This is a genomic window from Streptomyces sp. NPDC016640 (assembly GCF_043076215.1).
In the GTDB taxonomy this organism is placed as follows: domain Bacteria; phylum Actinomycetota; class Actinomycetes; order Streptomycetales; family Streptomycetaceae; genus Streptomyces.
Genome location: NZ_JBIBRG010000032.1, coordinates 1 through 13,294, shown reverse-complemented (window position 1 = coordinate 13,294; position 13,294 = coordinate 1). Strand labels below are relative to the sequence as shown.

Here is a 13,294-nt window from a genome sequence, read left to right as displayed (position 1 = left end):
GAATATGCTCTTTGTTTGCAACGCAAACCGCACACAAACGAAGTTTGTATAAGTGCGCCCTTCTTCACTTTGTTCATTGGGGTGATTATACCACAGGCAGAGTGAAGATACTATTATGTAATTCTAGTGTTTCTGCGATAGTTTGATTATAATAGAGAAAAACAAGGCGGTAGGGGAGTGAGAGCTTTGGCTCGAAAGACAGAAGAAGAAAGACTATTAGAGATGGATGAAAAAATTAAGAAGATGCAAGCCGAGAAGCAAAGGCTTGCTAACCAATTAAAACAAAAGGAAAGAAAGGCAAGAACACAAAAGCTAATTAGAATGGGTGGATTATTAGAAAAACATTTAGGAATAACAGGAGAAGAAGAAACTATTAAGTTGATTGCTTCTTTCCAAAAATCTATTTTGGAAAATAAAGATAGAGTAAATGCCATGGACATTAATCAAGCTAGAAATATACTAGGGATTCAAGTCCAGAGTTCAAAAGAATCTTAATCCATATTTTATTGTGTTTCTACTCTAGGTTAGATAAAAGATACCGATTTTGAAATTTATCAAAATCGGTATCTTTATCTAACTCTATTTATAAAAGGATGTATTTTCTTCTTTAAAATCGAAATTAAATGGGACCAGTTACATAATACATAAATAATAATATAGAAGACAAAATGCCTATACTATTTAAGATTTTCCCCATAAAAATATAATTGTTTTTTCTCTCTTTAATTTTTTTTGCTTGTTTATATCCTATAACTCCTAATATTATTGCAACTAAACAAAACCATAAAGAAAATACAGTCAAATAAGCAGAGATCAGAGCAACAAAACCTATTAAAATAGCTTTTACTTCCTCCTGCACAATATATACCTCCCTAAACATTCTTTGTTTTTCCATTTTTTATTATATATGTTATTAATTTGAAGAAATATTCGGATTGATATAAAAAATTAAGGGACATAATTTTAACTTTTAATAATATAGTTATTTTTTAAAGATTTTTAAAACCTTTTTACTTATTTATAGGAGCTTGAAACCCTTGGGGCTGTAAGTCTCAAAAATTTAAAAGTGAGTTTTGGTGCACTTAAAGTGAGTTTTGGTGCACTTAAAAGTGAGTTTTGGTGCACTTAAAGTGAGTTTTGGTGCACTTAAAGTGAGTTTTTTAGAAAAACTTGTTTTTTAACTCACTTTTAAATATGATAGTTATATCAAGAGTTATGAAAGGAATAAAGAAATGGCAAGGAGATTAGAAAAATTATCTGATAGAGTACCAAAATTAAAAGAAATGGAAACACGTAATTTCCCCGTTGTTAAATCTAATCATCTAATTCAAAAAACTCGTTTTGATTTAACATTGGTTGAACAAAAATTGATATTGCACGTAATCCAAATGATTGAGCCAAAAGATGATGATTTTAAAACGTATCGTTTTTCAATTAAGGATTACTGTAAAATTTGCCAAATCAGCGATAGAAGTGGGAAAAACTATTCGATTATTAAAAGTTCCCTGAAAAAGATAAGCGACAAAAGTTTTTGGATGGAACAAGAAGATGGTACGGAAGTGTTAATGAGGTGGATCGACAAAGTAGTTATAGACCATAAGAAAGACATAATTGATATTAAATTGGATAAAGATTTAAAGCCTCATTTGTTGCAGTTGAAGCAATTTTTCACTAAATATAATTACTTATATGTAATGACTATGAAAAGCCAATATAGTATTAGGCTCTATGAAATATTAAAGTCTTACGAAAATGTCCAAGGGATTATTTATGAAGTGGATGAATTAAGGAAAGTCCTAAATCTAGATGATGATACATTACCTAGATGGGTTGATTTCAAGCGTTTTGTGATAGAACAAGCTATTAAAGAAATCAATAAATTAACTGACATTACGATTACATACGATACGATTAAAAAGGGAAGAAGTGTTTTCGAAGTTGTATTTAATATTAAATCCAAGTCTGAAACACAAAAAATTATATCTCAAAGATTAATTGAAAGAACATTAGATAAGAAAAATAAAGATAATGATGATGATACTCCTTACTAATAGCATTGAGAACGTTTTAAAGGGGTTATATTGAGCCCTTTTTTAAAATAACGCATTTAAAGGTGTTAAATGGATAACGGCCTTCTACGGGCTTTGTATACACTTTAAAGGGGGAGTTGATAGTTATGGAATTTGATGATTCAAAAAAAATCATAAATGGGGAATTTGATATGAACCGCACTTGGTATGTAGGATTTGAATACAAAAGGGATTACGCAAAAAAGCCTTTGTCTGGGGAGGAAAATGAAAAACTAGTGGATGATCTAATCCAGGTCTTTGCAAAGTATGAAATGCAGTGGAAAATGAAATAAAAGGCTACCCAAAGGCAACCTTTTTATCGTTTTATTAAAGGTTCGGATTTAAAAAGAACTTTTTTTGTTTCAGCATCAACAATTATATTTTTTATATCTTTACCATTTTCAGATACTGTTAAATAAACATATACTTGTCTATTAGGATGAAAACCATCACCTGAAACTCGATTTTCACCAATAAACTCATCTACTTTTGACAACACCTTGTTCACATCTTTAAAAGAGACTTTTTCTCTAATGTTAATTTTAGCGTTCTTGTATTCAGTATATTGTTTTTGGTCTATTGAGCTATAAAAAGAATTTGGACTAGCAAACTTTTCACTAGAGTTATCAGGATATTTGCTCCATGATTCTTTTGCTGGTTCCTTAGCTTGAATTGAATTTGTGCTTATTCCCATTACTAAAACAACTAATAATATCATTGCAGTAATCATTTTCTTCATTTTGTATTCAACTCCTTTTTTGTATTATTTGATTGATTATCTGTTTTTATAAACAAATCTCTATAAGAAATAAAAAATGACCTCCCTACGGCTTGGCGCTGTTTGGAGGTCATTTCACTGATCTATAAAATATAGAGCCAATTCTTAAAAGAGTAGGCTAGCTACAGATGCTGTCACATCTGTAGCTTTTTTGAATATAGCATGATTACCTTTCTAACCCAATGTTTTGCCCTTTTAAGCGTTGCTTTGGTTTTTGCTTAGCATTTACTTTGTGTTCCTGCTTTTGGGCTTGTTCTACCCCTTCTAGGATGGCTGAAAGAAAGTCATTGCTTTGGCTTAGGCTTTGCGTTTCTTGTTGAACTTTTTCAAGTGCTGGAGCAACTTTCTCTATTTCTCTTTTATGTTGTTCCAAATGCTCCCGATCTTCATAACCGATGGTTCGAATAGCTTGAGTTAACTGTTCTCGTTTTTGTAAATCTTTCTGATAAGCTTGTTGTTCTTCCTTGGAAAACAGAATTTTTCCTTTTAAGTAAGGATTCGATTCGATTCGTTCAATTCGTTTTTCTAGTTCAGTAAGATGATTAAAATAACTTTCTGCATTTTGAGCATTCCGAACAGCCAGATTATAGTTTTGAATACCTTCTCGATTTAATTCAATTTTATGCTGTCTTTGTTCTAAAGTATGTTTTATGTTGTCGAGCGATATAGTTTTTCCTTGTTTCTCATTTAGTCGGTTCAATTTAGATGCTGTCTTGTAATCCAAATATTGTCCTGCTGTTTTCAATTCAGGATATTGGATAGCTACTTTACGAATTAGCTTTTGCTTTAGTATTTCTTCTGTCTGGTTTAGTATTTGTTTTTGGTCTACAGATTTTAAGATGCTCCCGTTTAAAGTTCGAGTAGACGTATCAATTTGTTTACTTAATTGCTTTTTAGCTAACTGGATCTCTTCACGTGCAGATAAACCAGCTTCTTTTAAACATGTATTTAAGTGGTCATGCTGGCTGATGATTTTATCTTGTAAAGTGTTGATACTAGCACGCAAATTTTCTTTTTCCTTACGTTGGAAAAATCCTACTTTATCAAGTTTTCCCTTTAATTCTTCTAATGTTTTTTCATAATGAGAAAGCTGTTTTTCTGCTTGTTCTGCAATAGAAACTATGTGATTTTTTGTCTTTAAAGATTCTAGTGCTTTTCTTTGTTGTTCGGTCTGTACTTCTAATGATTTTCTATAGTTGGCAATTGTTGCTACCGTTGGAATTTCGCCAATAATTTGTTTGGCTGCCTCCACATTTTTTTGTTCTTCAGTAGTTAATTCTACAGACTTCTTTTGCTCCTGTTGTTTTAACTCTGCTTCTATTTGTTGCTTCTCTTGGCGGTATCTTTGTAAGTCATAAACAATAGCATTATGCTTTTGTACTTCACGATTAATATTACCTCGCTCAGTTTTCATCCCCTTTTTCTCCATATCAGAAGCGACATGCCCCATATGAACCGTAGGTAAGATTTCAAGTCCACGTTCAGCGTGAGATTTATGTGTAATTCGTTCTTTGATGTTTGATTGTTCTAATGCTTTATTTGCGTATTCTGACCATTGTTCTCTCCACTGCTCCAGCAGTTCTTTTTTGTTCCAATCACGATTCTTTGTAGTAAAGCCTTCTTCTGAAATTTCTCGTGTTGTTAACATTATGTGAGCGTGAGGATTGTTGGAGTCATCTCTATGAATAGCGATATCAGCAACCATGCCTTTATCTACAAATTGGTCTTGGATGTAGCCTTTGATTAATTCAGTTTGTTGTTGATTGGAAAGTTCTTTAGGTAAAGCAATATTTATTTCTCTGGCTAATTGAGAGTTCTTTCTTTTCTCAGAACGTTCAATTTCATTCCAAAGAATCTCACGATTTTTAACCCAAACAGGGGAATTTTCAGGAGCAAGAATATGGGTTTCCGGCTTCACTTCTCTTTTGTAAAATTTACTTTCATTAGTTTGTTCATCAACTAAACGCTGACCAGAACGATAGGCAGCTGACGCAATTGCTGATTGTCCTTTTCCTCTGGAAATCATTTGTGCTGAGAAGTGATAGATTGCCATATGCTTGAACCTCCTTTTCAAAAGATTTTGTAGTAGCCGTAATAAAAATGATCGTACCGTAAGGTGGGAGAATTTTTATTATGGAATCGTAAGAAATTAATTAGACGAAATGGCATTTTGCCAATGAGAAATAATTAATCTCTTACGATGAGTTTTTGTATTCGTCACAAGACGGATACTCATTCGCACATCAGCGAATGAAGGATTTTAATTTTTATATTCGCAACAAGCGAATATGCTCTTTGTTTGCAACGCAAACCGCACACAAACGAAGTTTGTATAAGTGCGCCCTTCTTCACTTTGTTCATTGGGGTGATTATACCACATGCAGAGTGAAGATACTACTTTGTTATTCTAGTGTTATAGCTATAATTTGATTATAATGGAGGAAACAAGGTTATAAGGGGAGTGAGGGCTATGGCTCGAAAGACAGAAGAAGAGAGATTGCTAGATATGGATGAAAAGATTAAGAAGATGCAAGCTGAGAAGCAAAGGCTTGCGAATCAATTAAAGGAAAAAGAGCGTAAATCTAGAACAAAAAGACTCATTCAAATTGGGGCATTAATGGAGAAGCATTTAAAGATAGAAGGGGAGGAAGAAGCAATCAAGCTAATCGCTTCTTTCCAAAAGGCCATCTTGGAAAGAAAAGAACAAATTCAAGCAATGGATATACATTTAGCTAGAGAGATATTAGGAATTGAAAATAAAAAGTAACTCTCTTAAACTAGTGTTGACCACAGGGTCAAATAATGACCAATAGGTCAACGTTGATGTTTCTTTGAATAAAATAAAATGACCTCCTTCGATTTATTCGTAGGAGGTCATTTCATACTTTAGTATGGGAGCCAACCCTATAAAGAGTTGGTCAGGCTATAGATCTGAAGTATCTGTAGCCTTTTTTTATTATAATATGTAACCACATTCAAAAGATAGAATTTTTGCTTTTTGAAATTAGAAAACAGAATGATCCAATTCAAAAGAACAACCATTATTCTAAAGAACTATTGGCGACTAGTCTCTTTAAATCTTTCCTTCATAGCTTAATCTTTTTAGGAAAAACTAAAGTTACAGAAAGGAGAAATTTGATATGCGTGTTTTATTAACCATTGGTATCATGATTTTTTGCACCATCTCTAATGCTTATTTCACTCACTACATTCAAGAAAAAGCAAGAAAGCGCGGACTATACAGCGGTATTGTTTTGACTATCCTAGGTTTAGGTTACTCTACTTTTCAAACATTATTTATTATAAAAATGCAAAAAAAAGAATTTGAAAAAAAGAATTAGATATGAACCGCACTTGTTATTAGGATTTGAATACAAAAAGATTGTTAAAAAGCAGGCAATAGATAAAATCCCCCTGTATAAAGTTAATCCAAACTAATAAAATTTAATTAACCTACTGTAGAGTATGAACTTCGGCTAAATAGTCGGAGTTTTTTTGAGCTGATGATTAAAGGAAATACAAATACAAAAAAAGTGGTCATTTTTAGAGATAAAATTCCTCTCTAATGCTCACTAGACCTTCATAATCACTTTTTAAAGCGTTGCTTTTTAAATAAGAGTAGTTAAATAAGTAATTTAAATAAAATCGCTAAAATAAGGCTTAAAACAACTCTTGTTAAGTGTCCCAAAATTAATATACCCCTAAATCATTTACTTCTTCGATTGAATAAATGACCTCCCTTCGGTTTAAGTTGGCTTTACATTTAATGACCATCATGTTTATTTTTCACTAACTTCGTTTTATCCTTAGTTCCTGGTGGTTGTTCAAGCCAATTATTCTTTATCATAATGTCGGCTCCCGACTTTGCAAATGTAGCAATTTCAAGGGATAGGCGTTCATAACTAGTTGCTAGATCGTTGCGTTGACTAGCTGCGGCTGCAGTAGCATAGTTACCAGTTCCACTTGCACTTAGTAATGCCATATGGAACATGATTAATTTGTCTGAAAACGTTTGGGTCGTGGAATCAGAAATACCATGATCGGGTGACATGGGTGCTTCAATATCACAACCAAGCAAAGAATCCATAAAAATTTTCATATGTTTTTTGGATATCTCTTTACCAGTTAACAAAAAGTCCTGAACTTCTTTTAATGGCGAAGTCTGTGCAAAAGCAAGGCTAATTTTCATCCCTATATGATTGGTTTGAATATTTAAATATAAGTGAGAAATTTCAATTGCATTTAAAGGACGCTTGTCGCTTAATAGATTAAATCCACCTAAATACTTTTTACTGTCTATGTAATCCGTCTCAGTTGGAACAGGTATATAGGGTGCTCTTAAAAATATCCCTTTATTTAGCATTACTTGTGTGCTTTTATCATATAATTTAGTCGTTTCAGAGATTCCCTCTATAAAATAATCCCTTATATCTTTTCTAATACTCATGCCAAGAGAACCACCATAGGCTAATAATCCAGCTCTTGCCATATGATTGACATAGCTTATACAAAATAAATCTGTAAATAAACTCGGTGCATTCATATTAACATCTGCTTCAGAAAACCCATTCGGTATAATATAGTTTTCATGTTTAAATATAGTGATGAGTTTTTCTATATGACTAGCTGACAGATCATATGAAAACTGAATAATTGGTTTAATCTCTTTGTCCTCTATATGTTTTAGCATATAACCTAAAATACATTTACTCATGCTGTCATTCATATAGGCAGTCCAAAGAATTGCTATTTCAGAAGCTGTTAAATCTACATGGTTTCCTTTCATGTGAAACCCTCCTAAGTGGCTTAATAAAAAGCTCTGTTTAGGGTTTAGGAAAAAACAAAAAATGCTACTAATCCCCTTTTTTTAGGGTGTCTTATTCAAAGAAACTTATACAAAACGTAAAGTTAGCAGGCATAGTTCAATGAAGTTGGGATTATAAACTCAAAGTGTATATAATCGCTTTGAAATACGTTTTAAATGGCATTTTAATTTTCTAACCAATTGTAGAAAGGTACCTTTTTAACAGGTTCTTTTCCTAACATGCCTTTGACCTTCTCATATGATTCGTTATGTGCTTGCTGTTTAGCCTTAATTTGACGATTATTTTCAGCATAAAGAGCTTGCCATTCTAATTTTGTAACCAATGTATCTACGTAACTGGACATGTATGTGATTTTAGTGCCTTTTTTTATGGAATCAGTAACTCTATTAGTTACATATTGAATTATTTTATTAGCTTGCTTATATATATTATTTTCTTGTTTTTCAGGTACTAGATAGGTAGAAAAAGTTTCCCCTTCTTTTTCCCTACTGCCAGAAGGCTTTTCGCTGTTTTCTGTTTCGCAATCTGTTTGGAAATTAGTCCTATCAAGTCCTAATAAATTCACCCAATATTGGAAGTAAGGATGATTAACAAATAGATAGACTGGGTTCCCCCGACCGTTACACTTTCTGGCACGTCGATATACTTTTATAACTTGTCCCAGTTCTACTAGCTCTTTCAGGCGATATTGGATAGTTCGGTCACTGATCCCGTTCCTTTTTGCCAGGTATTCGTCACTCGCATAAAAGAATCCTAACTCCGTACTGAAGAAACAGACCATATCAAAAGCCTGTCTTGTTCCTTCTTTTAGTCGGTACCATTTATCCCCTATGGACTCTTGAATAGATTCTAATAAACTGTACTTAACTTTTTTCTTTTCTGTTTTTGTTTCTACATATGGTGTGTAAGATATCATTTGATTAAATTGGTGTGATTCCACAAATACTGTCATGTTCAATTTCTCCTTTTTCGGAACAAAAAAAGACACTATTATCCCATAAACCAATGGGAAACAGTGTCTTTTATCAAAAGTTATCGAAAAAAGGAAACTTTTTTTCCTTGAATAAACGTGTTTTATACACTAAAATGATTGGTATATAATACTTAACGTTATATGTTCAAAGGACTTCGACAAGTGTTTCCCTACCGAGAATAGGGAGACGGTTAAAGGGTGCGACCAACACCACTTTAACAGTTGGAGTTCTTTTTCATTATCCGGACTATTTAGTTATCTGTAATTTTATACCTATCAATCTATTCTAGCAATACTAATTTACTAGATTATATTTGAAATTAATAAAATAAAAAGCATAGGATCGTCTCCTATGCTTTTTTTCTTTTTATCCTAATACGAAATAAAAAGTTCATATTTTAAATGAAATGTAATTTTTTTCTATAAAAGGAGGTATTTTCTTTTTTAAAACCGAAATTAAATAGGACCGGTTACATAATACATAAATAGCAGTATAGAAGACAAAATCCCTATACTATTTAATATTTTCCCCATAAAAATATAATTGTTTTTTCTCTCTTTAATTTTTTTTGCCTGTTTATATCCTATAACTCCAAATATTATTGCAACTAAACAAAACCATAAAGAAAACACAGTCAAATAAGCAGCGATTAGAGTAACAAAACCTATTAAAATAGCTTTTACTTCCTCCTGCACAATATATACCCCCTAGAATATTCTTATTTTTTTCCATTTTTTTATTATCTATGTTATTAATCTGGAAATTATTCGGATTGATATAAAAAATTAAGGGGAAGGAAGATTGTTTCTATGAGTATGAAAAGAATTGTTTTTGTGTTAGGTTCACTTGTATTTTTATTAATTAGTAATTTTGGTTTAGATTTAAAATCAGCTAATGCAGAAAGTATCTCTACTGAAGATGGACTGAAGTATATTGAATCACCAGCTAATTATATTGAGTATTTAGAAAAGGAAAGCAAAATAGATGACTACGCAGCAGAAGGATTAGAAGCATTTAAAAATTTAAGTGAAGAAGAACAAAACACTTTTCTTTTAGCATTACAACCAGATAATTATATGAAATTAATCGGTACAGCAAATGCTAATCCTGGCGTATCAAACATTAACATAGAAGGAAATAAAGTACCTGTAGAACTACAAACAAATACTAACCCTTCAATAGGAGTATTAGCGACTGGGAAAAAAACTGTAACTGCTACCTATAAACTGTATGTTTTAGGTATTAAAACAACTACATTATATAGTACAGTTGTTTTTAACTATTCAGGTTCAACAGCTACAAAAGTTTTAGATAATTACGGAAGCCACAGTAACATAAATCCTTCTATGATATGGCAAAAAGGAATTGGAAAAGGTTATTTAAGTGGTGGAGATGCCTATGGAAGAGCTTCATGGACAGTATACTCAACTGGTAGTTTAGGTTTCATTAATGACTCTGTTGATTTTTATGCTCGTGGAGATGGAAAAAACAGATACTATAAAGTGGATTCTACACGGTCAGACTGGAAAACTGGTGGATGGATTTCTTTCTAAAAGTTGATTCCAATAAAAAAGCCTAAGATCTTAGGCTTTTTTATTTTTTCTTGAGAAATTTTATAAGTAAATATATTCCTCCTATGATAACTATAAGCCAAAAAACGAAAGGAATAATACCTAAAATATCCATAAAAACCATCCTTCAATTTTTTAAATTTTCTTTTTGCTAATCAAGTTTCTGTTGTTAAAAAAAAAACGTCTAATGAATCCAACAATTAATCCAAATCCTAATATTATTAGAACTATATAGCCATTAGACAATTTTCCTTGAAGTAGTAGAAGAAACAGCAATACCGAGATTACTACAACCACGAATAGTAAAACAACATCAATTCGCTTCATGAAATCATCTCCTTTTCTTAGTTGATACTTTACTCCCGTTGTGTTGGAAATCATAACTAATAATAACATTTTTTTCTTATTCTTATTTTGTAAGTGTTTAATAGAATTAGATAGTATTTTGCTAGTTAGTTAACATAATGCGTCTTATCCCAAGCAACCAACAAAACAAAAGACGGAATTCGGCCATATTTGGGCAAATTCCGTCTTTTTAGGTTTGGGAAATACATATAAACTTGGAACAATAATGATATCGGCGATCTTTCATTTTCTTTTAATTGCTGCGGATTGCTAGTTAGTTTCATGTTTGACAACAAAAATCAAAACAGAGACAACTCCCTCAGTTGTCTCTGTTAAGGATTACATAATAAGGAGGTATTACATGATCAATAATATGTTTGAAATGAAAGAAGTATGAATTGCTCACTCTCTTTATCAGTGTTAATCACCGTTCCAACTCATTTCTTTGCCCTTTTAAGCGTTGTTTTTGCTTCTCATTAGGATTTACCCCTCGAGTTTGGTTTCGGGCCTGTTCTAGGCCTCGGATGATGGCTGACAAGAATTCTGTGCTTGCTCCATAACCACCTTGATGCTTCCCTAACTGTAAATCTTCGATTTCTTTTATTGTTTTATCTTTCAAGTCCATATTACTTAGAATCTTATCTCGATTATGAATAAAGTGGTCTTTATCTCGAAATCCTTCTTTTTTTAAAGATTCTTGGCACTTACTCTGTATGTTTAAAAGGTCGTCATAGGCTTTCTTATTTGTTTCAGAATGAAGTACCTTTCCTTTTAACAAGGGATTACTATCAATTTTTTGCAAACGTTGTTCAATCTCTAATAATTGATCAAAATACTTTTCTACCCTTTGGATTCGCTGAATACCTACTTGGAACTTTTGTAAAAAGTTTTTATGTTCTTCAATATGTCTGTTCCGAGCACGAATAGTGGATTTAATACTATCTATACCGACAATCTTTTCAGCTTTTTTATTAAGGTTATTTAGCTTTTGCGCAGTCTCATACGATAAGAATTTTTCGGCATTTTGAAGTTCAGGATAGTGAGAAATGACTTTACGTATGACTTGCTGCTTTATTATTTCTTCGGTTTGCTTTAGAACTATTTTCTGTTCAATGGATGTCAGATTGTTTTCTTGAAGCTTTTGAGTAGCTACTTTCAGTTGTTTATTCAAATTCTTTTTAGCAAATGGAATCTCTTCCACTTTAGCCAAATTAGCTTCTTTTAAGCATTGAGCCAAATGCTGTTCTTGCTCTGGAATTTCACCTTGTACTTCTGTAATCTTATTGCGTAAAATTTCTTTTTCTTTTCGTTTAAACAATCCTGTCTTATCCAGTTTTCCCTTTAATTCTTCTAAGGTTTTTTCATAATGAGAAAGTTGCTTTTCGGCTTGTTCAGCTACGGAAACGACATGATTTTGTGTCTTTATAGATTCTATTTCTTGTTTTTGTTTTTTGGTCTGTATTTCTAATGATTTTCTATAGCTAGCAATGCTTGTCATAGTTGGTGTATCACCAATAATCTGTTTAGCTAGGATAACTATTTTTTGTTCTTCAGGAGTTAATTCTACTTTCTTCTTTTGCTCCTGCAGTTTTAACGCTGCTTCTCTTTGTTGCTTCTCTTGACGATACTTTTGAAGGTCATAAACAATCGCATTATGCTTTTGAACTTCACGATTAATAGCCCCTCGTTCGGTTTGTATGCCCTTTTTCTCCATATCAGAAGCAACATGCCCCATATGGACAGTAGGTAAGATTTCAAGTCCACGATCTGCATGGGATTTATGTGTGATTCGTTCGTTGATTTGTGCTTGTTCTAATGCTTTGTTTGCATACTCGGACCACTGCTCTCTCCATTGCTCCAGCAGGTCTTTTTTATTCCAATCACGATTCTTCGTAGTAAATCCATCTTCTGAAATTTCTCGTGTTGTCAGCATGACGTGAGCATGAGGATTGTTGGCATCATCCCGATGGATAGCGATATCAGCAACCATGCCTTTATCTACAAATTGATCCTGGATGTACCCTTTGATTAATTCTGTTTGTTGTTGTTGAGAAAGTTCTCTAGGTAGTGCTACATTGATTTCTCTGGCTAATTGAGAGTTCTTCCTTTTCTCGGAATGTTCCACTTCATTCCAAAGAATCTCACGATTCTGAATCCAAACTGGCGATTTTTCAGGGGCAAGAATATGGGTTTCTGGTTGCACTTCTCTTTTGTAAAACTTACTTTCATTTGTTTGCTCATCGACTAAACGCTGACCAGAACGATAGGCAGCAGCCGCAACTGCGGATTGCCCTTTTCCTCTGGAAATCATTTGAGCAGAGAAATGATAGATCGCCATATCCTTGTACCTCCTTTTTAAATTTAAATTGAATAACAAACTCCATAATGGAACAAAATATTAAAGCCAACTGTTGAAATTCATGTATCACACCAAAAAGGGAGTAGAAGGCTATCTACTCCTTTTTTATTTTTTAAAAATGAATTCGGAGAAATTATAAAGACAAGTTGAACAATTGCTGACATTGCCAACGAGTATTTATAAAAATCTTCCGAATCCTTTTTTGTATCCGCATTATGGCGGATACTCATTCGCCCACTAGCGAATGGAGGGTTTTGATTTTGTATTCGCACCAAGCGAATATGCTCTTTGTTTGCAACGCAAACCGCACACAAACGAAGTTTGTATAAGTGCGCCCTTCTTCACTTTGTTCATTGGGGTGATTATACCACA

Annotated in this window: 12 protein-coding genes; 5 read left to right on the top strand and 7 right to left on the bottom strand. The window is 32.7% G+C overall.

Annotated elements, in window-relative coordinates; genetic code table 11:
- Positions 1 to 177 precede the first annotated feature (177 nt).
- Positions 178 to 495: a hypothetical protein gene (locus ACF07S_RS33210; protein ID WP_350623827.1), complete on the top strand. Its 318-nt coding sequence runs from the start codon at positions 178 to 180 to the stop codon at positions 493 to 495.
- 124 nt (positions 496 to 619) lie between these two features.
- Here ACF07S_RS33210 and ACF07S_RS33205 read toward each other — a convergent pair whose 3' ends face one another.
- Complete coding sequence (locus ACF07S_RS33205; RefSeq protein ID WP_350623825.1) at positions 620 to 859, bottom strand: hypothetical protein; 240 nt, start codon at positions 857 to 859, stop codon at positions 620 to 622.
- Positions 860 to 1,232: 373 nt separating this feature from the next.
- Here ACF07S_RS33205 and ACF07S_RS33200 point away from each other — a divergent pair, with 373 nt between their 5' ends.
- On the top strand, positions 1,233 to 2,051 hold the full coding sequence (locus tag ACF07S_RS33200) for a replication initiation protein (RefSeq protein ID WP_350623823.1): 819 nt from the start codon (positions 1,233 to 1,235) through the stop codon (positions 2,049 to 2,051).
- A 334-nt stretch (positions 2,052 to 2,385) separates the two neighbouring features.
- On the opposite strand, the gene ACF07S_RS33195 is transcribed toward ACF07S_RS33200, so the two are convergent.
- The gene (locus ACF07S_RS33195) at positions 2,386 to 2,808 is read right to left on the bottom strand and encodes a hypothetical protein (protein ID WP_350623821.1); all 423 of its coding nucleotides are present in this window, start codon (positions 2,806 to 2,808) and stop codon (positions 2,386 to 2,388) included.
- A 205-nt stretch (positions 2,809 to 3,013) separates the two neighbouring features.
- Positions 3,014 to 4,900: a MobQ family relaxase gene (gene mobQ / locus ACF07S_RS33190; protein ID WP_350623818.1), complete on the bottom strand. Its 1,887-nt coding sequence runs from the start codon at positions 4,898 to 4,900 to the stop codon at positions 3,014 to 3,016.
- Positions 4,901 to 5,317: 417 nt separating this feature from the next.
- Between mobQ (ACF07S_RS33190) and ACF07S_RS33185 the strand changes: the two genes are divergently transcribed.
- Together ACF07S_RS33185 and ACF07S_RS33180 are read left to right on the top strand one after the other, a co-directional pair.
- Positions 5,318 to 5,614: a hypothetical protein gene (locus tag ACF07S_RS33185; RefSeq protein ID WP_341082331.1), complete on the top strand. Its 297-nt coding sequence runs from the start codon at positions 5,318 to 5,320 to the stop codon at positions 5,612 to 5,614.
- Between the two features lie 373 nt (positions 5,615 to 5,987).
- Entirely contained in the window at positions 5,988 to 6,188 is a 201-nt protein-coding gene (locus ACF07S_RS33180; protein WP_341082330.1) for a hypothetical protein, read from the top strand.
- A 422-nt stretch (positions 6,189 to 6,610) separates the two neighbouring features.
- Here ACF07S_RS33180 and ACF07S_RS33175 read toward each other — a convergent pair whose 3' ends face one another.
- From ACF07S_RS33175 to ACF07S_RS33165, 3 genes are all read right to left on the bottom strand, one after another.
- Positions 6,611 to 7,633, bottom strand: a complete 1,023-nt coding sequence (locus ACF07S_RS33175) for a DUF3231 family protein (protein ID WP_341082329.1) — start codon at positions 7,631 to 7,633, stop codon at positions 6,611 to 6,613.
- A gap of 203 nt (positions 7,634 to 7,836) precedes the next feature.
- A complete protein-coding gene (locus tag ACF07S_RS33170) occupies positions 7,837 to 8,625 on the bottom strand; it encodes a hypothetical protein (protein ID WP_341082328.1) in 789 nt (262 codons plus the stop codon).
- 477 nt (positions 8,626 to 9,102) lie between these two features.
- The gene (locus tag ACF07S_RS33165) at positions 9,103 to 9,342 is read right to left on the bottom strand and encodes a hypothetical protein (protein ID WP_341082326.1); all 240 of its coding nucleotides are present in this window, start codon (positions 9,340 to 9,342) and stop codon (positions 9,103 to 9,105) included.
- Between the two features lie 114 nt (positions 9,343 to 9,456).
- Between ACF07S_RS33165 and ACF07S_RS33160 the strand changes: the two genes are divergently transcribed.
- Entirely contained in the window at positions 9,457 to 10,200 is a 744-nt protein-coding gene (locus tag ACF07S_RS33160) for a hypothetical protein (RefSeq protein ID WP_341082325.1), read from the top strand.
- A 787-nt stretch (positions 10,201 to 10,987) separates the two neighbouring features.
- Here the strand turns inward: ACF07S_RS33160 and mobQ (ACF07S_RS33155) are convergent.
- Positions 10,988 to 12,901, bottom strand: coding sequence for a MobQ family relaxase (gene mobQ, locus ACF07S_RS33155; protein ID WP_341082332.1), 1,914 nt, complete (start codon positions 12,899 to 12,901; stop codon positions 10,988 to 10,990).
- Between the last annotated feature and the right edge of the window lie 393 nt (positions 12,902 to 13,294).